At 62.9% G+C, this 21,774-nt stretch carries 18 protein-coding genes; 9 read left to right on the top strand and 9 right to left on the bottom strand.

The features are described from left to right. Window positions 1-4: 4 nt before the first annotated feature. Complete coding sequence (gene epmB / locus KDW95_RS13615) at window positions 5-1,024, bottom strand: EF-P beta-lysylation protein EpmB (protein ID WP_255852363.1); 1,020 nt, start codon at window positions 1,022-1,024, stop codon at window positions 5-7. Window positions 1,025-1,144: 120 nt separating this feature from the next. On the opposite strand from epmB, the gene efp reads away from it, so the two are divergent. Both efp and epmA read left to right on the top strand, forming a co-directional pair. Next, complete coding sequence (gene efp, locus KDW95_RS13610; protein ID WP_255852362.1) at window positions 1,145-1,708, top strand: elongation factor P; 564 nt, start codon at window positions 1,145-1,147, stop codon at window positions 1,706-1,708. A 70-nt stretch (window positions 1,709-1,778) separates the two neighbouring features. After that, a complete protein-coding gene (epmA, locus tag KDW95_RS13605) occupies window positions 1,779-2,753 on the top strand; it encodes an EF-P lysine aminoacylase EpmA (protein ID WP_255852361.1) in 975 nt (324 codons plus the stop codon). 4 nt (window positions 2,754-2,757) lie between these two features. Here epmA and KDW95_RS13600 read toward each other — a convergent pair whose 3' ends face one another. Then, window positions 2,758-3,912, bottom strand: coding sequence for a MalY/PatB family protein (locus tag KDW95_RS13600; RefSeq protein ID WP_255852360.1), 1,155 nt, complete (start codon window positions 3,910-3,912; stop codon window positions 2,758-2,760). A 329-nt stretch (window positions 3,913-4,241) separates the two neighbouring features. On the opposite strand from KDW95_RS13600, the gene KDW95_RS13595 reads away from it, so the two are divergent. Genes KDW95_RS13595 through KDW95_RS13580 form a run of 4 tightly spaced genes read left to right on the top strand, consistent with a single transcriptional unit; the run spans window position 4,242 to window position 7,886 of the window. After that, window positions 4,242-5,783: a 2-isopropylmalate synthase gene (locus tag KDW95_RS13595; RefSeq protein WP_255852359.1), complete on the top strand. Its 1,542-nt coding sequence runs from the start codon at window positions 4,242-4,244 to the stop codon at window positions 5,781-5,783. After that, on the top strand, window positions 5,783-6,754 hold the full coding sequence (locus tag KDW95_RS13590; RefSeq protein ID WP_255852358.1) for a hypothetical protein: 972 nt from the start codon (window positions 5,783-5,785) through the stop codon (window positions 6,752-6,754). The genes KDW95_RS13595 and KDW95_RS13590 overlap by 1 nt, the downstream gene beginning before the upstream one ends. Further along, on the top strand, window positions 6,747-7,196 hold the full coding sequence (locus KDW95_RS13585; protein WP_255852357.1) for a GNAT family N-acetyltransferase: 450 nt from the start codon (window positions 6,747-6,749) through the stop codon (window positions 7,194-7,196). Before KDW95_RS13590 ends, KDW95_RS13585 begins: the two co-directional genes overlap by 8 nt. 21 nt (window positions 7,197-7,217) lie before the next feature. Next, window positions 7,218-7,886: an energy-coupling factor ABC transporter permease gene (locus KDW95_RS13580; RefSeq protein WP_255852356.1), complete on the top strand. Its 669-nt coding sequence runs from the start codon at window positions 7,218-7,220 to the stop codon at window positions 7,884-7,886. Window positions 7,887-7,899: 13 nt separating this feature from the next. Here the strand turns inward: KDW95_RS13580 and KDW95_RS13575 are convergent, their stop codons facing one another. The 5 genes from KDW95_RS13575 to KDW95_RS13555 all read right to left on the bottom strand — a co-directional run bounded on the left by KDW95_RS13575 (window position 7,900) and on the right by KDW95_RS13555 (window position 15,524). Then, a complete protein-coding gene (locus KDW95_RS13575) occupies window positions 7,900-8,442 on the bottom strand; it encodes a response regulator transcription factor (RefSeq protein ID WP_255852355.1) in 543 nt (180 codons plus the stop codon). Then, window positions 8,429-9,697, bottom strand: coding sequence for an ATP-binding protein (locus KDW95_RS13570; RefSeq protein ID WP_255852354.1), 1,269 nt, complete (start codon window positions 9,695-9,697; stop codon window positions 8,429-8,431). Before KDW95_RS13570 ends, KDW95_RS13575 begins: the two co-directional genes overlap by 14 nt. Window positions 9,698-9,792: 95 nt before the next feature. After that, entirely contained in the window at window positions 9,793-11,196 is a 1,404-nt protein-coding gene (locus KDW95_RS13565; protein ID WP_255852353.1) for an efflux transporter outer membrane subunit, read from the bottom strand. Then, entirely contained in the window at window positions 11,189-14,335 is a 3,147-nt protein-coding gene (locus KDW95_RS13560; RefSeq protein ID WP_255852352.1) for an efflux RND transporter permease subunit, read from the bottom strand. Before KDW95_RS13560 ends, KDW95_RS13565 begins: the two co-directional genes overlap by 8 nt. A gap of 16 nt (window positions 14,336-14,351) precedes the next feature. Beyond that, a complete protein-coding gene (locus tag KDW95_RS13555) occupies window positions 14,352-15,524 on the bottom strand; it encodes an efflux RND transporter periplasmic adaptor subunit (RefSeq protein ID WP_255852351.1) in 1,173 nt (390 codons plus the stop codon). A gap of 132 nt (window positions 15,525-15,656) precedes the next feature. On the opposite strand from KDW95_RS13555, the gene KDW95_RS13550 reads away from it, so the two are divergent. The 3 genes from KDW95_RS13550 to KDW95_RS13540 all read left to right on the top strand — a co-directional run bounded on the left by KDW95_RS13550 (window position 15,657) and on the right by KDW95_RS13540 (window position 19,200). Next, a complete protein-coding gene (locus tag KDW95_RS13550) occupies window positions 15,657-16,289 on the top strand; it encodes a TetR family transcriptional regulator (RefSeq protein WP_255852350.1) in 633 nt (210 codons plus the stop codon). Between the two features lie 432 nt (window positions 16,290-16,721). Continuing rightward, entirely contained in the window at window positions 16,722-18,308 is a 1,587-nt protein-coding gene (locus KDW95_RS13545) for a peptide chain release factor 3 (protein WP_255852349.1), read from the top strand. 79 nt (window positions 18,309-18,387) lie between these two features. After that, a complete protein-coding gene (locus tag KDW95_RS13540) occupies window positions 18,388-19,200 on the top strand; it encodes a TatD family hydrolase (RefSeq protein ID WP_255852348.1) in 813 nt (270 codons plus the stop codon). A 35-nt stretch (window positions 19,201-19,235) separates the two neighbouring features. On the opposite strand, the gene KDW95_RS13535 is transcribed toward KDW95_RS13540, so the two are convergent. Beyond that, on the bottom strand, window positions 19,236-19,625 hold the full coding sequence (locus tag KDW95_RS13535; RefSeq protein ID WP_255852347.1) for a hypothetical protein: 390 nt from the start codon (window positions 19,623-19,625) through the stop codon (window positions 19,236-19,238). Window positions 19,626-19,666: 41 nt separating this feature from the next. Continuing rightward, window positions 19,667-21,577, bottom strand: coding sequence for a beta-ketoacyl synthase (locus KDW95_RS13530; RefSeq protein ID WP_255852346.1), 1,911 nt, complete (start codon window positions 21,575-21,577; stop codon window positions 19,667-19,669). Window positions 21,578-21,774: the final 197 nt, after the last annotated feature.

The following is a 21,774-nucleotide window of genomic DNA, read 5'->3' as shown; positions in this document are numbered from 1 at the left end:
CGATTCAGGCGGTACTGTCTCCACCAAGCGCCAGTAGTGTTTTTGCCGGGCGCCCCGGAATCTCCCGTGCAAGACGCGGCAGCAGAAAACCGGGCAGCTCAGCCTGCAGTGCCCGCATCAGTGACCGCGCCTCGTCATCGCTGACATCAAAGTGGGCGGCCCCGGCCACGGCATCCAGTACAAACAAGTAATAGGGTAGTACGCCGGCGGCGAAGAGTCGCTCGCTCAGGGCCTGCAAGGCGCTCACACTGTCGTTTACACCGCGCAGCAGTACCGACTGGTTCAGCATGGTCACGCCGGCGCGCTTGAGCCGCAATACGGCCTGATCCACATCCTGATCGATTTCGCTGGCATGGTTGACGTGCAGCACCATCAGGCTTTGCAAGCGGGTGCCGGTAAGGGCCTCGATCAGGCTGTCGGTCACGCGCTGGGGAATAACCACCGGCAACCGACTGTGTACACGAACGCGGCTGAGGTGGGGGATGTCGGCGAGATCACGCACCATGCGCGCCAGGCGCTTGTCGCTGGTGGCCAGGGGGTCGCCGCCGGAAAAGATGACCTCGTTGACCTCGCTGTGTCGGCGCAGGTAGTCCAGTACCTGCTGCCACTGCTCGGGTCCCAGGCGATTGTCTTCATAGGGGAAGTGGCGCCGGAAACAGTAACGGCAGTTGATGGCGCAGGCACCGGTCAGTATCAGCAGTACCCGGCCCTTGTACTTGTGAATCAGGCCATCCTGGTGATTGGCGGCCATTTCCGCCAGCGGATCGGACACGTAGCCCGGCACGCTGAGACGCTCGGCGCCCAGCGGCAACACCTGGCGCAGCAGGGGGTCATCCGGGTCGCCCTTGCGGATACGCTTGAGGTAGGGCACAGGAACGCGCAGCGCGAAATCAGCGGCCGCGGCCCTGGCGGGGGCCAGCAGTTCGGCGGGGAGTTCCAGCAGGCGTAACAGTTCAGCAGGATCGTCGATAGTGTGACTGAGCAGCTGTTGCCAGTCGTCAAGCTGTGTAACCGGGAGAGTCATCGGGGACCGCGGGCGTAAGATGGGAATTTGCTCGCATTCTGCTTTCAAGTAGAATGGCTGTCAATTTTCGGGCAGTGCCCGGTCTTCAGTTAGCTAATCGAGTCCCGAGACTTCCTGCATATGGCAAATTATTCCGCGAACCAGTTCAAGAACGGCCTGAAAATCATGCTCGACGGTGATCCCTGCACCATGACGGATGTCGAGTTCGTCAAGCCGGGCAAAGGTCAGGCGTTCACCCGTGTAAAAATGCGCAACCTGATTAGCGGTCGCACCTGGGAAAAAACCTTCAAGTCCAACGAATCGGCCGAAGGCGCGGACGTGATGGACCGCGACATGGAATACCTCTATAGCGATGGTGAAATGTGGCACTTCATGGAGCCTGCGACCTTCGAGCAGTTCGCCGCCGACAAGAACGCTGTAGGTGATGCGTACCAGTGGCTGAAAGAGCAGGACCGCAGCATGATCACGCTGTGGAACGGCAACCCCATCTCCGTCACGCCGCCCAACTTTGTTGAACTGGCGGTGACCGAAACCGATCCCGGCGTGAAGGGTGATACCGCCCAGGGCGGCTCCAAGCCTGCCACGCTGAGCACCGGCGCGGTGGTACGTGTACCGCTGTTTATCGAAGAGGGCGATATCCTCAAGATCGATACCCGCACCGGCGCCTACGTCAGCCGCGCCTGACAAGCGCGCTTCACCGCTTTGGCAAAACGGCAGCGCAGGCTGCCGTTTTTCATTGTCCGAGAGCTAAACCATGACTTCAGAAGGCTGGCGCCCCAGTGCGTCGATTGAAAACCTGCGCCACCGGGCCCGGATTCTGGCGGATATCCGGCGCTTCTTTGGCGAACGCGATGTGCTGGAAGTGGAAACGCCGGCGCTGTCGCACCGGGCGGTGAGCGACCCCTTTATCGACAGCATCGAAGCGGCCTACCGGCCTTTTCCGGGAGGCCCGGCGCAGCCGCTCTATCTGCAAAGTTCACCCGAGTACGCGATGAAACGGCTGCTGGCGGCGGGCAGCGGCGCCATCTACCAGCTGGGGCGAGCCTACCGCAACGGTGAGTCGGGCGGGCGGCACAACCCGGAGTTCACCATGCTGGAATGGTACCGGCCGGACTTTGACGATCGTGATCTGATGGACGAAGTCGAGGCACTGGTGTGTACCGTACTGGATTTGCCGCCGGTTCGCCGCGTCACTTACCGGGCGCTGTTTGTGGAACAGCTCGGGCTGGATCCTGCTACGGCACCGCTGGCTGAATTAAAAGCCAGGGCGCGGGCGTCTCTGGATGTGGCGATGGAGGATGATGACCGGGACAGCTGGCTGAACCTGTTGATGTCGCACCTGATCGAGCCTGCACTGGCCACCGCAGGGGCTGTATTCGTGCACGAGTTTCCCGCCAGCCAGGCCGCGCTGGCACGGCTGCGGCAAGGTGAAGACGGTACGCCGGTGGCGGCGCGTTTCGAACTGTTTATCAACGGCATGGAGCTGGCCAACGGCTACCACGAACTGACCGATGCCGCCGAGCAGGCCCGGCGCCTGCAGGCGGACCAGCGCAGCCGTGCGACCCTCGATCTGCCACAGCGGCCTCTGGAAGATCGGCTGGTGGATGCCCTGGCCCAGGGGCTGCCGGACTGCGCCGGTGTCGCCCTGGGCGTCGACCGCCTGGTGATGCTGGCGCTGGGCACCACGTCGATCAATGACGTCATCGCTTTCCCGTTTGCTCGTGCCTAGGAGCCTATGCCGGCAGGTGATTCAGCAGGGCGCTGCGCATGCGGCGTACCGCTTCTTCCAGCAGGCCCCGGGGGCAACCGAAGTTGAGGCGCATGAAACGATCATCGCCAAAGTCCCGCCCCGGAGACAGGCCCACACCGGCCTGCTCGAAGAAACGGGCCGGGTTTTCGAGCTTGGCGGCGGATACATCGATCCAGGCCAGGTAGGTGGCCTCGACCGGTTCCATGCGCAGTCCCGGAATACGGTTGATTTCCTGCACCAGGTAGTCGCGGTTGCCACGCAGGTAGTCGATCTGACGCAGGTTCCAGGCATCGCCGTCGCGGTAGGCCGCCAGCGCTGCGGTATAGCCCAGCAGATTCACATCCGGCACGATGCCCTTGCGCACACGATTGAAAGCCTTGCGCAGTTCAGGGTCGGGGATGATGGCGAATGAACAGCCAAGACCGGCGATATTGTAGGTCTTGCTCGGGGCCATCAGGGTGATGCTGCGGGCCTGGATGTCGCTGTTGATCGAGGCCAGTGGCCGATGCTCGACACCCGGCTCCAGAATCAGGTCGCAGTGGATTTCATCGGAGCAGACGACCAGGTCATGCCGGCGGGCGATGCTCGCCAGGCGTTCAAGTTCTTCCTGCCGGTAGCAGGTGCCGCCGGGGTTGTGGGGGTTGCAGAACAGCAGCAGCCGGCTGTCGGGGGTAATGGCGGCTTCCAGGGCGTCAAGATCCAGTGTCCAGCGTGCACCCTGCTGCTGCATCGGTACGGTGATCAGCTGGCGGGATGACAGCCGTGGGGCGGTCATGAACGGCGGGTAGACGGGCTTGGGCGCCAGCACGTTGTCGCCATCGGCACCAACGCTGCGACAGCTGAGGTTGAGGCCGCATACCAGGCCTGGCAGCCACACCAGCCAGTCAGCCTCTATTGCCCAGCCATAGAGCCGCTGCATGCGCTCGACAACCAGGCGGTTGAGCTCGGCCGGTGTCTGGGTGTAACCGAAGACGCCGTGGCTGATGCGCTGCTGCAGCGCCTCGATCACCGCTGGGGGCGACATGAAATCGGTATCGGCTACCCACATGGGCAGGATTTCGCTGTCGCGGTACTTTTCCCATTTCTCGCTGGCGGTATCGCGGCGATCGATAATACGGTCGAAGTTTTCGGGGGCCATGCTGCACCTTTTCACGTTTGATTCCGGCTTGCGCTGCATTGTAGCCCCGCCGGGTTGCAAATAGTCAACGCGGCGTTATAGTTACGAACCGGACCCGCCAGGCACTCCTATCCACCGTGTTATCGCAGTGATTGCCGACTAGGCCCGGGGTCTGTAGACGAACATGCAGTGCAGAAATTGGCGCACGCTGGCCGAGACGTTTCCGGCAGCCGGCCTGATTTTTCCTCACCTCTTTCCTTTATATTAGTATCCTGTGAGCAGACCAGGCCGCATCCCGCCTGTGACGGCAATAACCGGGCGACGCCGAGAACCCATTTGGAGACCTCCTGATGAGCGATAACAACAGAGTCATTATTTTCGACACCACCCTGCGTGATGGTGAGCAGAGCCCCGGTGCGTCCATGACCCGGGATGAAAAACTGCGCATTGCCCGCCAGCTCGAGAAGATGCGCGTCGATGTTATCGAGGCGGGCTTCGCCATTGCCAGCCAGGGCGACTTCGAGGCGGTGAAGGCGATTGCCGATACGGTGCGCAACAGCACCATCTGCTCCCTTTCACGGGCGCTGGACAAGGATATCGACCGCGCTGGAGAGGCGCTGCGCAACGCCAACTCCGGGCGTATTCACACCTTTATTGCCACCTCGCCGATCCATATGAAATACAAGCTGCAGATGCAGCCGGACCAGGTGGTGGAACAGGCGGTGAAGGCCGTTGCCCGAGCACGCAACCTGATGGATGATGTGGAGTTCTCGCTGGAAGACGCCAGCCGTTCCGAGTTCGATTTCATGTGCCGCATCATCGAGCAGGTGATCGACGCCGGCGCGCGCACCATCAACATTCCGGATACCGTGGGCTACGCGGTGCCGCAGGAATTCGCGGCCACCATCGCCCGCCTGATCGCCAATATTCCCAACGCCGACAAGGCCATTTTCTCGGTGCATTGCCACAACGACCTGGGGCTGGCGGTGGCCAACTCCCTGGCAGCGGTGTCCGCCGGTGCGCGGCAGGTGGAGTGTACCGTCAACGGGCTGGGCGAGCGCGCCGGTAACGCCTCGCTGGAAGAGGTCGTGATGGCAATCCGCACCCGCCACGATACCCTTGGCGTTACCACCAACATCGATAGTACCCAGATAGTGCCGGCCTCCAAGCTGGTATCCAGCGTGACCGGTTTTCCGGTTCAGCCCAACAAGGCCATCGTTGGCGCCAATGCCTTTGCCCACGAGTCGGGCATTCATCAGGACGGCATGCTCAAGCACCGTGAAACCTATGAAATCATGACCGCAGAGTCCGTCGGCTGGCACGCCAACCGCATGGTTATGGGCAAGCACTCCGGCCGTAACGCCTTCCGCACGCGTCTTGAAGAGCTGGGCACCAGCGTGGCCTCCGAGGCCGAGCTGAATGATGCCTTTGCCCGCTTCAAGGACCTGGCGGACAAAAAGCACGAAATCTTCGACGAAGACCTGATGGCACTGGTGTCCGATACCCGTGCCTCCGCCGGCAACGAGATTTACCGCCTGAGCAGCCTCAAGGTGACCTCCCAGACCGGCGAAGTGCCACAGGCCAGCATCACACTGATGATCAACGGCCAGGAACAGTCGGCGGTCTCTGCGGGTTCAGGCCCGGTGGATGCGACCTTCAAGGCGATCGAGTCCCTGGTGCAGTCCGGCTCCAGCCTGGAACTCTATTCGGTGAACGCCATCACCAGCGGTACCGACTCCCAGGGCGAGGTTACGGTACGGCTGGAGCTGGGCGGGCGCATTGTCAATGGCCTGGGCGCTGACACCGATATCATTATCGCCTCGGCCAAGGCCTATCTGCATGCGTTGAACCTGCTTGAGGCCAACGTACAGAAGGCGCACCCGCAGGTTTGATGAACGCAGCGGATCCGCACATGCAGGCTGAACAGCTGCGCCATCAGTACCTGCAGGCGCTGGGTATCAGCAGCTGGCTCCCGCGTGAGCCCCTGGCCGGTGCCAGGGCGTCTGACGACTGGGTGTGGCAGTTCCAGCAGGGCGCTGCGGGGGCGCAGGATGTCGAGGCCGGTGGCGACTATGACGGCGACTACGCGGAGGGCGACAGTGCCGAGCAGGCTGCTGTCGCCCCGCGCCCGGCGCGTCGGGACAGGGTTCCCGCCGGTGCCGGTCGTGCCGCCTTGCTGGACAGTCTGGATGCGACACCGGCCGCCACTGCCGCTGCGGTACCCGCCGCGCCGACTGCACCTGCGCCAGCGCCTGTCGTGCCGGCTGTTGCGCCAGTTAGCCCCGTTGCAGCGGTAGCTGCGCCTGCGCCAGCGCAGGCGAGCGAAGCGGCTTCCGCGCGGCCCCGGCGTACCGAGCCCCAGGTGATCCCCGAGTTCAAGCTGGCGTTTCTGGCCCTGGGAGACGGGCTTATTATCGACTCCCTGCCGCCGCAGTCCCGCGGGGGCTTCAGCAGTGCCCACCTGCGCCTGGCGATGGCGCTCTGGCGTGCGCTTGGCATGCCGGCGGTGGAGTCCCCCCGGGCGCAGCTGCTGCCCTGGCCCGCCTTTACCAGCCGGTCGCTTGATCAGGGCTGGGATCAGGCGCAGACGGCGGTACAGCGCAAGTTTGACCTGATGCTGGCGCAGGCGCCGGTGCGCTTCGTGCTGTTGCTGGGCGACTCGGCGGCGCGGCTGCTGCTGCAGTCACCCGAAGGGGGGGATGGCATGCGCGGCATGCTGTTCCGTCCGCGCTCCCAGGTGGCCGCGCTGGCCACGGCAAGCCTCAGTGAAATGCTGCAGGTGCCGGGGTGCAAGCGGGATGTCTGGCGCGAGCTGCAACCGCTGATTCAGTACCTGTCACAAGCGACGCCCGCCGATGGCTGAGGTTCGTGTGCTGGTCGAGTCTGACCTGGCGTCCCTTGATCAGCTGCAACCGCAGTGCTTCGATCCGCCCTGGAGCGAGGACATGCTGCGCGCGCGCCTGCGACACCCGCGCAGCCTGAACCTGGGCATTTTCTGCGCCGGTGAACTGCAGGGCTTTGTACTGCTGGGTTATTTGCTGGATGAAGCCGAAGTGCTGCAGATCGGTGTGGCACAGCGGCACTTGCGCCGCGGGCTTGCCCGCCAGCTGCTGGGAACGGCCCTGCAGCGGTTGCCGGCCCTGGGGGTTGAGCGCCTGATGCTGGAAGTGCGGGCATCCAACCAGGCGGCCCTGGGCCTCTATCGTGGGCTGGGGTTTGTCGAAGACGGGCGTCGCGCTGGCTATTACCCAACGGCAACCGGGCATGAGGACGCCGTATTGATGAGCGTTCGGCCAGGCCGCTGACACCGATTAGAGAAGCCTGCTATGAGTATCACCGACGGCCTGCTGGCACCTGCAGCTTCGTTCTGGCTACTGGCTGTATTCAGCGCCTTTGTCGTGCTGGCCCTGTGGCGCCTGCCCTGGCGTATTCTGCTGGGCAACCGGCAACTGCAGCATCTGTTTTTTGGCAGTACCGTGGCGCTGACGTTGCTCTGGACGCTGCGTGCCGGTATTTCGCCGGGCCTGGGTATCCACTTTCTGGGCATGACCCTGCTGACGCTGATGTTTGGCTGGGATCTGGCGATCATCTCGGCAACCCTGGCGTTGCTGGGGGTGAGCTGGATCGGGCTGGAAAGCTGGCAGGGGTTTGGCTTCAACGGCCTGTGCACCATTGTACTGCCGGCGCTGGTCAGCCTTGGCGTTCTGCGCCTGGTGGAAGCGCGTCTGGCAAAGAATTTCTTTGTTTACCTGTTCTGTTGCGGTTTTCTGGGCGCAGCCATTTCCGTCGGAGTCATGGGGTTGGCGGCGGCCTTGTCGCTGTGGGGGCTGGGGGTATATCCGTGGCAGCAGGTCTACCAGGAATATGTGCTCCTGCTGCCGCTGATCATGTTCCCGGAAGGACTGCTCAACGGCATCGTAATGACCGCCATGATGGTGTTCTATCCCGACTGGATACGTACCTTCAACGCCCGTATCTATATCGATGAGCAGTAACGCCGGTAAGTCGCTAGCGGCTCACCGGCCGCTTGAGCAGTTTGCGCTGCAGGGTGCGCCTGTGCATGCCAAGGGCGCGGGCAGTGGCGGATATATTGCCCTGATGCTCCCCCAGGACCTTCTGAATGTGTTCCCACTCCAGCCGGTTGACCGACATGGGCTGGGTGTCAATCTCAAGCCCGGGGTCGGCATCTTGCTGCGCCAGCGCTGCCAGTATCTGGTCGGCATCGGCGGGCTTTGGCAGGTAGTTGCTGGCACCGAGCTTGATGGCTTCCACCGCCGTGCTGATGCTGGCATAGCCGGTCAGCACCAGGATGCGCATCCGCGGGCTTGCCGCGCGCAGGTGCGCAATCAGCGTCAGGCCTGACGCACCCTCCATTTTCAGATCCACTGTTGCCTGGTCGGGCACCTGCAGCTGCAGGCATTGCAACGCCTGGTCGACGCTATGGGCAACCTGAACCTGGTAACCGCGCAGAGTCATGGCCCGGGCCAGTATGCGGCTGAAGGTGGGGTCATCGTCGACGACAAGAAAATGCGGGTGCTCAGTACTGCTCATCGGACTGCCTGTGATGGGGTTTGCGGGGGAGCCGCACTTCGGTGAGAGTGCCACCCTCGGGATGATTGTAGAGTCGCACCTCGCCGTCAATGCTGGCCAGGGTGCTGGTGGTCAGAAACAGGCCAATGCCAAGCCCGCGGCCCTTGGTGGTGACGAAAGGCTTGCCCAGGTCTTCACTATGCTCCAGCGGCAATCCCGGCCCCTGGTCGCGGATGCGCAGCCAGCAGTCGCTGCTGTCCCAGCTCAGTTGAATGCGAATGCTGTCGGGGCAGGCATCGGCCGCATTGTTCAGCAGGTTCAGCAGCGCCTGGCGCAGTGACACCGAGCACAGCAGTGCGGGTGCCTCACCGGCATCGCGGTGCAGTACATAGGTTACTTCAGGACGCATCAGCTGCCATTGCTCCAGCACCGCGTCCAGCAGGCTGTCCATCGCCTCCAGGCGGCTGCTGTGTGCTTCATCACGAACCGAGTGGGCCAGGCTGCGCAGGCGCCTGGAGCAGCTGTCGACCTGCTGCTGCAGTAACCGGATATCGTCCAGCAGCTGCGGCGCTGCGCGGTGCTCCCGTGCCATTTCGTGCAGCAGTACCTGCATGGTGGCCAGCGGTGTGCCCAGTTCATGGGCGGTGCCGGCGGCCTGGGTGGCCAGTGCCAGCAGCTGCTGATCCTCGATGCGTTTCTGGCGCTGGCGCTCCAGCCGCTGCTGCTGGCGCAGCATGTTTTCGTGCATGCGGGCCACGAACCAGCCGATCAGCAGCACGGTGAGCAGGAAGTTCAGCCACATGCCGGTGAGGTGCAGGTTGAGCAGCGTTTCGCTGGCATCCTGGTGGCCATTGTGCGCGGGCCAGATGGGAATGAAGTACTGCATCAGCGAGCCGTAGATCGCCACGATCAGCGCAGCCATGAACCAGGTGTAACGCCAGGGCAGGGTGGTGGCGGCAATGATCAGCGGTACCAGCAGCATGAAAATGAAGGGATTGCTGGCGCCGCCGGTCTGGTAGAAGAGCGCGCCGTAGAGGGCGGCGTCGGCGGTCAGTTGGCCGAAGAGTTCGGGGTTGGTCACTGGCAGGCGGGAGTGCAGCCGGGCGTAGGTAGCGGCATTGACCAGGGTCATGGCCAGCAGGGTGGTCACGGCCTGCCAGCTGTTCAGCCTGGCATCGAGCTGGTAGACGGCATACAGCAGCAGGGTGCCGAGGCCGAACAGGGCCAGGGTGCGCAGGTAGGTCAGTTGCAGCAGTTGTTGGCGATTGCCGTGCACTTGTGGGCTCCGGGTGCGACTGCGCGGACGCAGGCTGAGCCGGGCATTATACCTGCCCCTGCGCCCGGGTGTTATGGCGCAGGGACAGGGACGGTTCAGCCGCCGCCGAGCGCCTTGTACAGGCTGATGCGGTTGTTCAGCTCCGCCAGGCGCGTGCTGACCCGTTGCTGGCGCGCACTGAACAGCGAGCGCTGCGCATCCAGGCGGGTCAGGTAGCTGTCCACGCCCTGTTCAAAGCGCTGATCGGCCAGCTGCAGGTAGCGCTCGCCAGCGTCCACCTGAGCGTCTTGCGCCGCCAGCTGGCGCTCAAACTGGGCCTGGGTGTTGAGGCTGTCGGCGACTTCGCGAAAGGCGGTTTCGATGGTCTGCTGGTAGCTCACCACGGCGATCTCCTGCCCGGTTCGGGCGACATCGACATTGGCGGCGCGCTGGCCGCCGTCGAACAGTGGCAGGTTCAGTACCGGTGCCAGCAGCCAGGTGCCGGAACCGCCGGCAAAAAGCCCACCCAGATCCGGGCTCAGGGAGCCGGCGCTGGTGGTCAGGCTGATGCTCGGAAAGAGCGCCGCCCGGGCGGCACCGATGCTGGCGTTGGCGGCCCGCAACTGATGTTCGGCGGCCAGGATGTCCGGCCGCTGCTGCAGCAGCTGCGAGGGCGCCAGTGCCGGTGTGGCGGCAATCCGCACCTCGGTCAGGCTGGCAGGAAATGCGAGGTCCAGCGGAACGGGGGTGCCAAGCAGCTGGGCCAGGGCGTTGCCGTCTCGGATGACCTGGCGCTGGTACAGGGCTTCGCTGGCACGGGCGGCTTCCACGGTGATGCGGCTCTGGGCCAACTCCAGTTCGGAGGCCACGCCAAGGCGCTGTTTCTGCTCGATCAGTGCCAGGCTCTGCAGCTCGCTGTGCAGGGTCGAGCTGCTGAGCTGTAGCAGCTCCCGGTCCGCCACCAGGGTCAGGTAGGCGGATGCCACGGCCGAGACCAGTCCGATCTGGGCGCTGCGGCGGTTTTCCTGTTCGGCCAGGTATTGCTCCAGGGCCTGGTCCTTCAGGCTGCGAATGCGGCCAAAGAAGTCCAGTTCGTAAGCGCTCAAGCCGATGCCGGCACTGTACTGGCTGCTGATGGCGGTGCTGCCGGTGCCGGACAGGTCGGCCGGCAGGCGCTGGCGCGAGCCTGCCAGGCTGGCGTCCAGCGTCGGCACCAGGGCTGCGCGGCTGATACGGTACTGTGCCTCGAACGCCTGCACATTCAGTGCTGCCAGGCGCAGGTCACGGTTATTGTCCAGCGCCAGCGCAATCAGTCGCTGCAGCGCAGGATCGGTAAAGACTGTATCGCGCTGCAGCGCAGGATCGGTAAAGACTGTATCGCGCTGCGGCACTTCGGCCTGAGGGGTGTCTACCTGCCAGGTCGCACCTGCGGGCGTGGCCGGTTGCTGGTACTGGGGCGCCAGGGAGCAGGCGCTGAGCAGCAGCACAGCGGCGCCAAGGCTTGGCAGGCGGCTAATCATTCAGAGTGACCTCGGTGTGCGCCGGTATGGCTGTGGTGCTGCGGCGTCCAAACAGGCGCATTACCGCCACATAGAACAGCGGGACGAAGAAGATGGCCAGCACGGTCGCGCTGATCATGCCGCCCATCACGCCGATACCGATGGCGTTGCGGCTGCCAGCGCCGGCGCCGGTGCTGATGGCCAGGGGCAGTACGCCAAGGATGAAGGCCAGGGATGTCATCAGGATCGGGCGCAAGCGCATGCGGGCCGCCTCGATAACGGCCTCCACCAGCCCTGTGCCCTGGTCATGCAGGTGCTTGGCGAACTCCACAATCAGGATGGCGTTCTTGGCCGAGAGCCCGATGGTGGTCAGCAGGGCGACCTGGAAATACACATCGTTGGACAGGCCGTAGACCACGGCGGCGACCACGGCACCCAGTACGCCCAGCGGCACCACCATGATGACCGAGAACGGAATGGTCCAGCTCTCGTACAGCGCGGCAAGACAGAGAAAGACGATCAGGATCGACAGCGCATAGAGTGCTGGTGCCTGGTCGCCGGCCATGCGTTCCTGCAGGGACATGCCGGTCCATTCGATACCCACACCCGGTGGCAGTTGCTGGACCAGGCGTTCCACCGCAGCCATGGCATCACCGGTGCTCATACCCGGAGCCGCCTGGCCGACAATGTTGACCGCCGGCGTGCCGTTGTAGCGCTCCAGCCGTGGTGAGCCGTAGCTCCACTGGGTGCTGGCAAATGCGGAGAAGGGCACCATGTCGCCGTTGTTGTTGCGCACGTGCCACAGGTTGAGATCTTCCGGAGTCATGCGAAAGGCCGCGTCGGCCTGCAGGTAGACCTTCTTGACCCGGCCGCGATCGATAAAGTCATCGATATAGGCCGAGCCCCAGGCGATGGAGAGGGCATCGTTGATATCGTCGATGCTCAGGCCCTGTGCCAGTACCCGGTCGTAATCGACCTTGATCTCGAACTGGGCGGTGTCGTTCATGCCGTTGGGGCGCACACCCATGAGGGTCGGCTCCTGTGCGGCCATGCCCAGCAGCTGGTTGCGGATCTCGATCAGGCGCTCGTGACCCAGGTTGGCGCGGTCCTGCAGGTAGAGGTCGAATCCGCTGGAGGTTCCCAGCTCCGGAATCGGCGGCAGGTTGAAAGCGAAGGCGTTGGCTTCCTTGATGCCCATCAGGAAGCCCATGGTGCGGCCAATAATCGAGTTGGCGTCACGTCCCGGGGCTTTGCGCAGATCCCAGTCCTTCAGTTTGACGAAGACGATACCGGCGTTCTGGCCACTGCCGGCAAAGCTGAAGCCGGCAACGGTGAGGACGGACTCGATATTGTCTTTCTCGGCTTCCAGCAGGTGGGTGCGGGTCTTGTCGAGTACCGCATTGGTGCGCTCCAGGGAGGCGCCGGCCGGCAGCTGCACCAGGCTGAAGAAGACGCCCTGGTCCTCCTCCGGGAGAAAGGAGTTGGGCAGGCGCACAAAGAGGATGGCCAGCACGGCAATCAGGCCCAGGTAGAGCACGCCATAACGGATGCCCTGTTTGACGATACGGCGCACGCCATTGGTGTAGCCGCGGGTACCGCGATCGAACAGGCGGTTGAACCAGCCAAAGAATCCGCGCTTGTTGCTATGGCCGTGGCTGTCCACGGGCTTGAGCAGGGTGGCACAGAGCGCCGGTGTGAGGACCATGGCCACCAGTACCGACAGCGCCATGGCGGAAACGATGGTCAGGGAAAACTGGCGGTAGATGGCGCCGGTGGCGCCGCCGAAAAAAGCCATGGGCACGAAGACCGCCGACAGTACCAGGGCAATGCCGATTAGGGCGCCGGTAATCTGTCCCATGGACTTGCGCGTGGCTTCCAGGGGCGACAGGCCTTCCTGGGCCATGATGCGCTCAACGTTTTCCACCACGACAATGGCATCGTCGACCAGCAGGCCGATGGCCAGCACCATGCCGAACATGGTCAGGGTATTGATCGAAAAGCCAAAGGCCGCCATGACGCCAAAGGTACCCAGCAACACAACGGGGACCGCAATGGTGGGAATCAGGGTCGCGCGGAAGTTCTGCAGGAAGAGGTACATGACGAGGAACACCAGCAGGATGGCCTCGAACAGCGTCTGTACAACCTCTTCGATGGAAATTTTTACAAAGGGAGTGGTGTCGTAGGGATAGACCACGGCCATCTCGGCGGGGAAGAACTCCGCTAGCTCGGCGAGCTTTTGCCGCACGGCCGTGGCCGTATCCAGGGCGTTACCGCCGGTGGCCAGCTGAATGGCCAGCGCAGCGGTCGGCTGGCCATTGTACTGCGCCTCGGTACCGTAGCTCTGACCGGCCAGTTCGACCCGCGCGACGTCCCGCAGATAGATTTTCGAGCCATCGGCATTGACGCGCATCAGCAGGTTGCTGAATTCCTCAGCGCTGCTTTTGCGTGCCTGTCCCATCAGGGTGGCGCTGAACTGCTGGCCCTGAACGGCCGGCAGGCCGCCGAGCTCGCCAATGGCGACCTGGCTGTTCTGCGACTGCACGGCGCTGCGGACATCCTGGGGTGTCAGGCTGTAGCTGTTGAGCTTGTTGGGGTCCAGCCAGATGCGCATGGCGTACTGGCTGCCAAACACGGTGACATCGCCGACGCCTTCGATCCGGCTCAGCGGCTCGCGCAGTGTGGCGGTCATGTAATCGCCCAGGTCCTGGCTGTTCATGCTGCCATCTTTGGAGATCAGGGCGGCCACCATCAGGAAGCCGGTGGAGGACTTGGAGACCTTGATGCCCTGTGCCTGCACCACCTGGGGCAGCTGCGGCGTGGCCAGTTGCAGCTTGTTCTGTACCTGTACCTGGGCGATATCAGGGTCGGTGCCGCTGGCGAACGTCAGGGTGATGGTGGCATTGCCGGCGGCATCGCTCTGGGCCGACATGTAGCTCAGGTTGTCCAGCCCGGTCATGTTCTGCTCGATCACCTGGGTAACCGAGTTTTCCACCGCGCTCGAGGAGGCGCCCGGGTAGCTGGCGTTTATCTTCACCGTTGGCGGGGCGATGGTCGGGTACTGGGCCACGGGCAGCGTCAGGATCGACAGTGCGCCTGCCAGCATGATGACGATGGCGATAACCCAGGCGAAGATGGGGCGGTCTATAAAGAATCTGGCCATTAAGGCGCGCTCCTGGTTAGTGCTGGCTGGCGGCGGTGCTGGCCGAATCCGGTGTGCTGATCCTGACGGTCATGCCGGGACGCACCTTCTGAGTACCGGCGGTGATCACGCGCACGCCGTCTTCCAGGCCGGACTCCACCAGCCACTGGTCATCGATCGCGCGGCTGATGCTGATATCGCGCAGGGCCACGGTATCCTGTGCATCCACCGTCAGTACCGTCGCGCGGCCATTGGGAGTACGGGTCACGGCCACCTGTGGCACCAGCAGGCCCTGGGGGCGTTCGCCTTCGGTCAGTTCGCCGCGCACAAACATGCCGGGCAGCAGGAACAGGTCCGGGTTGGGGACCTCGGCACGCAGATTGACCATGCCGGTGCTCTCGTCGACGCTGACATCGGCAAACTGCAACAGACCCTGCTGGGCATAAGTTGAACCGTCCTCAAGGTGCAGCTTGATGGCGGCCTTGTCGCCGGCGACGGTCACCAGGGTGCCGTCGGCCAGGCTGCGCTTGAGGCGCAGCAGCTCGGCGGTGGACTGGCGCATGTCGACATAGAGCGGGTTGAGTTGCTGAATGCTGGCCAGGGCCGAGCTCTGCTGCGCCGTGACCAGCGCGCCTTCGGTAATGGCGGACGTGCCGATACGACCGGCAATGGGGGCCTTGATTTCGGTGTAGGCCAGGTTGATGCGCGCGGCAGCCAGTTGTGCCTGGGCCGATGCGATCTCGGCCTGCTGCTGTTTCAGGCTGGCCTGGGCATCGTCGTGATCCTGGGTGCTGATGGCGTTGGTTTTGACCAGTTCGGCGTAACGTTGTGCCTTGAGGCGAGCGCTGCTTTCAGAGGCGCGGGCCTTGGCGACGGCGGCTTCGGCGATGGCCACTTCAGCCTTGTAGCTGGCGGGGTCTATGCGGTACAGCACTTCACCTGCCTTCACATCCGAGCCTTCGGAGAACAGGCGTTCAATAATAATGCCGCTGACCTGGGGGCGAACTTCTGCAATGCGGTAGGCGCTGGTGCGCCCGGACAATTCTGTGGTCAGGCTGACCGCCTGGCTGTGCAGCGTCACCACGTCGACCTCGGTGGCCATGGGGGTACCGGTGCTGGCGTTGGCGGGGCCGGAGTTGTCACAGCCGGTTAGCAGGATGCCGGCCAGCACGGCAACGGTCAGCGTACGGCGAAATGGGGTGTTCAGCATGGGACATCCTGTGAGGTTGCGCCGCCCGGTCGCGTGCTTTGCGTTGGCGGCAGATTGGCAGTCTGTGAATAGGGGCGTATGATACATACAAACATGTATGTATGTAAAACTTCAGATAGCGGAAAAATAATTATGGTGCGTCGTACAAAAGAGGAAGCGCTGGAGACCCGCAACAGTCTGATCACGGCTGCGCTGGAGCAGTTTTGCGAAAAGGGCATTGCCCGTACCACGCTGTCGGACATTTCCGCGGCAGCCGGAGTGACTCGCGGTGCCTTTTACTGGCATTTCAAGAACAAGGCGCAGCTGTTCGAGGCCCTTTGGGCACAGCTGCGCAATCCGCTGGAAGAGCTGGCCGAGCTCAGTGAAAATCCACAGGAGCCCAGGCCCATGGAAAAGCTGCACGAGCTGATCGTGCTGCTGTTGCAGACGGTGGTCAGCAGTCCTGTGCATCAGCATATCTTCCGGCTGCTGATCAATCGCAATGACCTGGAGGGGGAGCTGCAGGAAATCGGTGAGCACATGCAGTTGATGCACGCACAGTTTCGCGCCCGTACGCAGCGCATGCTGACAAACGCAGTGAACCAGGGGCAGTTGCCGGTGGGCCTGCCGGTGGGTTTGGCGTCCTACATGCTGCACTCGATGATCGATGGGCTGATTGCCAACTGGATGGCCGGAGACAAGCAGGTCGATATGCATGTCGAGGCGCCGATAATGGCTGACGCCATGCTGGTCATGCTGCGTCAGGGCTTTGTATCTGCGGACTGACCTGGCGCTGCAAGGTGCTTGCAGCGCGCCATTCAGATGCTATGGTTGCGCCCCTTGTGATGTTGTCCAGCGCTCGGAATAGCCCTGTAGCAAAGCATGGTTTCTGTTCAGTGCGTTGGTCTTTGTTGCTGCGAAACTCGATATCGGGATGCACTGAACCCGTGTGACAGGACAAAAGACACCGGTTCGCCGGCACTGCATCGGTACGCTCAAGCCCTGTGGTGTTTGGGCACAGGCCGTTCTGGCCGCTAACCGCCACTGTACCGTGGGTCCGCAGGCGGGAAAGTTCGGCTTAATCCGCGCACTTGATTGTGTATAACCCCCAGATCGGAGAAAATATCGGGTTACTTCTTAAGTATCCCGCACCCTGGCGGCACAGTCCTGTCCTGTGCCAGTCATTGGGCCTGGGCAATCAGAGTGAAAGATCTACCTATGTCAGCAACTGAGCTTGCCCGCGCCGTCGGGAACAGACGTACCTTTGCCATCATCTCCCACCCCGATGCCGGTAAGACCACCATTACCGAGAAGCTGCTGCTGCTGGGTCAGCTGATCCAGAAGGCGGGCACCGTCAAGGGCAAGAAAAGCGACCGTCATGCAACCTCCGACTGGATGACCATGGAGCAGGAGCGTGGTATCTCCATCACGTCCTCTGTCATGCAATTTCCGTACAACGGCCGCACCGTCAACCTGCTGGACACCCCGGGGCACGAGGACTTCTCGGAAGATACCTACCGTACCCTGACCGCAGTGGATTCGGCGCTGATGGTGGTGGACGGTGCCAAGGGTGTCGAAGATCGCACCATCAAGCTGATGGAGGTTTGTCGCCTGCGCGACACGCCGATTTTCTCCTTCGTCAACAAGCTCGACCGTGATATTCGCGACCCCATTGAGCTGCTGGATGAAATCGAGGAAGTGCTGAGCATCGAGGCGGCGCCCATTACCTGGCCTATCGGCATGGGCAAGGAGTTTAAAGGCGTCTACAACCTCTACACCGATGAAATCCATGTGTTCGAGCCCGGCAAGGGCTCGGTGCTGGCCGAGGATATCCGCATCAAGGGTATCGACTCGCAGGCCGCGCGCGAGCTGCTGGACGACATATACGACGACTTTATCGATGAAATGGAACTGGTACGCGGTGCGACGCACCAGTGGGATCGTGAAGCCTTCATGGCCGGCAAGCTGACACCGGTGTACTTCGGCACGGCCCTGAGCAACTTCGGCGTGCGGGAAATGCTGCATGACTTTGTCGAATGGGCGCCGGCGCCCGCTGTGCGCCAGACCCAGAGTCGCCCGGTGGAAGCCGATGAGGCGAACTTCAGCGGCTTTGTGTTCAAGATCCAGGCCAATATGGACCCCAAGCACCGTGACCGTATTGCCTTTATGCGGGTGTGTTCCGGCAAGTACGAGCGTGGCATGAAAATGCGCCATACCCGTATCGGCAAGGATGTGAAGATCGCCGATGCCGTGACCTTCCTGGCGGGGGACCGCGAGAACGTGGAAGAAGCCTGGTCCGGTGACATCATCGGACTGCACAACCACGGTACCATCCAGATCGGCGACACCTTTACCGCCGGCGAGGACCTGAAATTCACCGGTATTCCACACTTTGCGCCGGAAATGTTCCGCCGTGTGCGGCCCAAGGATCCGATGAAGATGAAGCAGTTGCAAAAAGGCCTGCAGCAGCTGTCGGAGGAGGGTGCCGTGCAGCTGTTTCAGCCGCTCAAGAACAATGACCTGGTGCTGGGTGCGGTCGGCCAGCTGCAGTTCGACGTGGTGGTCTACCGCCTGCTGGACGAGTACAAGGTGGACTGCGTCTATGAGGGTGTGAGCGTGCAGACGGCCCGCTGGGTCGAGTGCAGAGACAACAAGATGCTCGAGGAATTTCGGCGCAAGGGCTATGAGAACCTGGCCATCGATGGTGGCGGTCTGCTGACCTACCTGGCACCGACGCGCGTCAACCTGAGCCTGACCCAGGAGCGCTGGCCGGACATCGCCTTCCGGGCTACCCGCGAGCATTGATGCCGGGTGCTCCCGTCCTGGTTGCTGCGGGCGCGGGGGCCTGATCTGGCATCGATCCTGATTCCGCAAGGAGGTAAAGATGGATGCTGATCTGGAGCTGTTTGACAGCCACTGCCACCTGGATTTTGACGTCTTCGATGGCTGGCGTGACCAGGCGCTGCAGCAGGCCCGTCGCGCCGGTGTCCGGCAGATTCTGCTGCCGGGTGTGACCGCAGAGCATTGGCCGCGGCTGTTGCGGCTATGCCAGTGCCCGCCGGGGGCTGGCTCCGTTCATTACCCCCTGCTGCATCCCGCCCTGGGCATGCACCCCTGTTTCATGCACCGGCATTTGCCTGAACACCTGGATGAGTTACGCCGGCGACTGGCGGCCGGTGAGGCCCTGGCCGTGGGGGAGATCGGGCTGGATTTTTTTATTGCCGATCACCAGGCGCAGGCGCAGCAGGCGCTGCTGGAACAGCAGCTCAGGCTGGCCCGGCAGTTTGACCTGCCGGTGCTGCTGCATGTCAGAAAAGCGCATGATGCGATGCTGAAAACGCTGCGCAGGTTCCGCCTGCCCCGCGGTGGTATCGTGCACGCCTTTTCCGGCAGCGAGCAGCAGGCGCGTATCTATATCGACCTGGGCTTCAAGCTGGGTTTTGGTGGCGCGATCAGTTATGACCGGGCAACCCGTCTGCGCCAACTGGCGGCGAGCCTGCCGCTGGAGTCGCTGGTGCTGGAAACCGATGCGCCCGACATGCCACTGTCAGACTGGCGCAATGAACCCAATCGGCCGCAGCGGGTGGCCGACGTGCTGGTGGTCATGACACGGCTGCGCGGGGAATCGCCGGGGGACATTGCTGCGACGACCAGCGCCAATGTGCGGCAGCTGCTGGGCTTGTCGGATCGAAACTGAACGAAGGTCGTTCAGAAGCTGACTGAGCGCGCTGCTCAGTCGTTTTCGTCGGGGTAAATCCAGTCGTGGATGCTGTTCAGTGTGTCCCAGGCGACATTGGTCTTGTCATTGACCGGCAACAGGTAAAAGCGACCGCTGTCATCGGCAGCCTTGGCGCTGTAGCTCGCATCAGCGGGCTTGAGCATCATTTTTGCCAGGCTGAGCGGGTAGTTGGGTGCCGTGATTTGCGCTGCGTAGGCTTCCTCGATCGGATCGGCAAAGACGATGCCGGGGGCAACCAGTGCCAGCTCCACGCAGTTGTTGGAGCTGCCGCGGCACAGTTCAAGGTAGCGTGTGTCCAGGGTGTAGAAGTCTTCCTTTTTAGTCTCAAGCGCGAGGCAGCCGGTCACGGTCAGTGCAACGGCGAGGAGGGTAAGGATTCGCATGGTGATGTCTGTGTCCTGTCTGTGTGTCCTGGGGCTGCGCCTCAGCACATGTCCTTGAAGGGGTTGTCTTCGATCAGGCTGACCGGCTGTTCGTATCCCGGCAGGCGGACTTCCCGGTCGCTGATCTGCAGATCGCTGCCTTCCAGCACGCCATTGTCGTAACGGTAGATCGGGCGGGTCAGGCCCTTGCAGGCGTCATCTTCATAGGCGGCTGCGGCGCCGAGGGCGGCTTCGCGCTGCTTGCGCCAGGCGCTCATGGCCTGGCCGCCGTGGCGGCGCTCCAGCAGTTTTTCTGTCGCCTTCGGTGACAGCACCGGGGCGCTGGCATTGTTGCCGCCAAAGCCCTTGGCGTTCAGCAGTACCGCATCCATTCCCTGGGGACCGACCTCCAGGTGCTGGTGCGGGAACAGCAGGTTGCTGCTGTTCACGTCGTCGGCGATCTGTGGCGTGGTATGAATGCCGGGAATAAATCCGTACTGCCAGGTTCCCAGTGACAGGGTCAGCTGGTCGCCGCCGGCAGTACCCTGGGAATGCCCCAGGTAGGACTTGATCGCCGCCACCGGCCAGGACTCGATGCCGAAGGCGCGGGCGATTTCGTTCAGAACATGGGACTCGGTGACGCGGTTTTGCGGTGTGCTGGTGCCGTGGGCCTGCACAAAGCTGCGCTGGCGCAGTGCGTCCTCGCCCAGCAGGGTGCGTACCATGCCGGCGGCCTTGCCCAGGCACAGGTAGTTGCCGACGCCGGGGGCGGAGATGGACTTCTTGTAACCGTCGGCATTGACGAAAACGTCGGGCACCGAGCCGAAGATCTGGGCGCCCATTTCCAGCGCCAGGTCGTCACTCATCAGCAGCACGAACTGGCTGGACTCACCAATGGTGAAGCCGCAGTTATTGGCGAAGGGGCGGCAGGCGCGGCGGTAGTCGTCGGCACCGAGCTGGGACAGGCCGTCCAGCGCCAGCAGGTCCTTGTCTTCGGCCAGGGCGCCCATGGCGCGAAAGCCTTCGATAATTTCCGGTGTCACGGGCGCGTCGCTGCCTCCGACCAGGGCGACCTTGCGGGCGCCGCTGCGAATATCGTTGACGGCATTGCGCAGGTTGTAGAGGAAGGTGGCGCAGGCGCCCAGGGCCCCGCTGGTTACGCCGACATTGCCCAGTACATAGGCGTTAACGAAATCGGCCGGCATCTGCGCATAGCCCAGGGGCATCTGCTTGGAGGTGGTGCGCTTGCCCAGGGCCGGGAACTTGGTCAGGCCGCCGAAGCCGAAATCATCCAGCTGGCCGATGGAGTTGCTGGCGTAGACGCCGATCTGGTCGGGCTTGACCCTGGCGGCGATGCGCTCGAACGGGACGCCGCTGGACTGTAGCGCGTCGGAGGCGGCGAAGACGGTCATTTGCAGGTTGCGCGGATGGTTGCGCGACTGGTAAAGCGTTCCCGGTGCGAAACCGGTGGGCAGCATGCCGGCGGACTGTACCTGGGCGGTTTTGCTGTCCGGGAATATGACTTCGCTGCGTCCGCTGATGGTGACTTCGACCTGGCCCGGCCCCAGCGGGCGTACTTCCCAGTTGTCCGGTACCTGTTGCGGCATATGGCGGCTGCGCAGCTGGAAGCGCAGCGGCTCGCCGCTGGCCTGAATGTCGGCCGGACGGTTGAACATCACGGCATCAACGTCGAACCAGTCGGGGTGAATGCGCCGGATCAGGGTGTTGTCGATGATCTGCTGTCCCACCTGTGTCAACAGCTCATCCAGTGGCAGGGTTTCGCCCTTGGCATTGAGGTAATGACCGTCTTTGTAGCTGGCCAGGTTCATCAGGGTGGCGAGGCTGAGCAGCGTCTGCTGGCGGCTGTGCGCATCAAGTTTGTCGAGAATCACACGACGGTAGGCGTGATGTGACGAGGCTCGACCGGCCGGATTGATACCACCAAAACCGACAATGACAGGCAGCTGAGACAAAGGGGACTCCTCGGTTAGAACGGACGCTGGGCTTTAAAGAGGACAGGGTCAGGCCGAGACATTTTATCGGTTGTTCGCCGGACTGACTAGCGCTAATGCCCCGGTGCCGTCGCGCAGGGCGCCAATAAGTTCTGCCAGGCGGTTGCCAGAGGGCGCAAAGAATCTATGCTAAAAGGGCTGTGGATGTACACGCCTGT

The organism is Marinobacterium rhizophilum (assembly GCF_024397915.1).
Taxonomy (GTDB): domain Bacteria; phylum Pseudomonadota; class Gammaproteobacteria; order Pseudomonadales; family Balneatricaceae; genus Marinobacterium_A; species Marinobacterium_A rhizophilum_A.
This window is presented reverse-complemented; position numbering and strand designations above follow the sequence as displayed.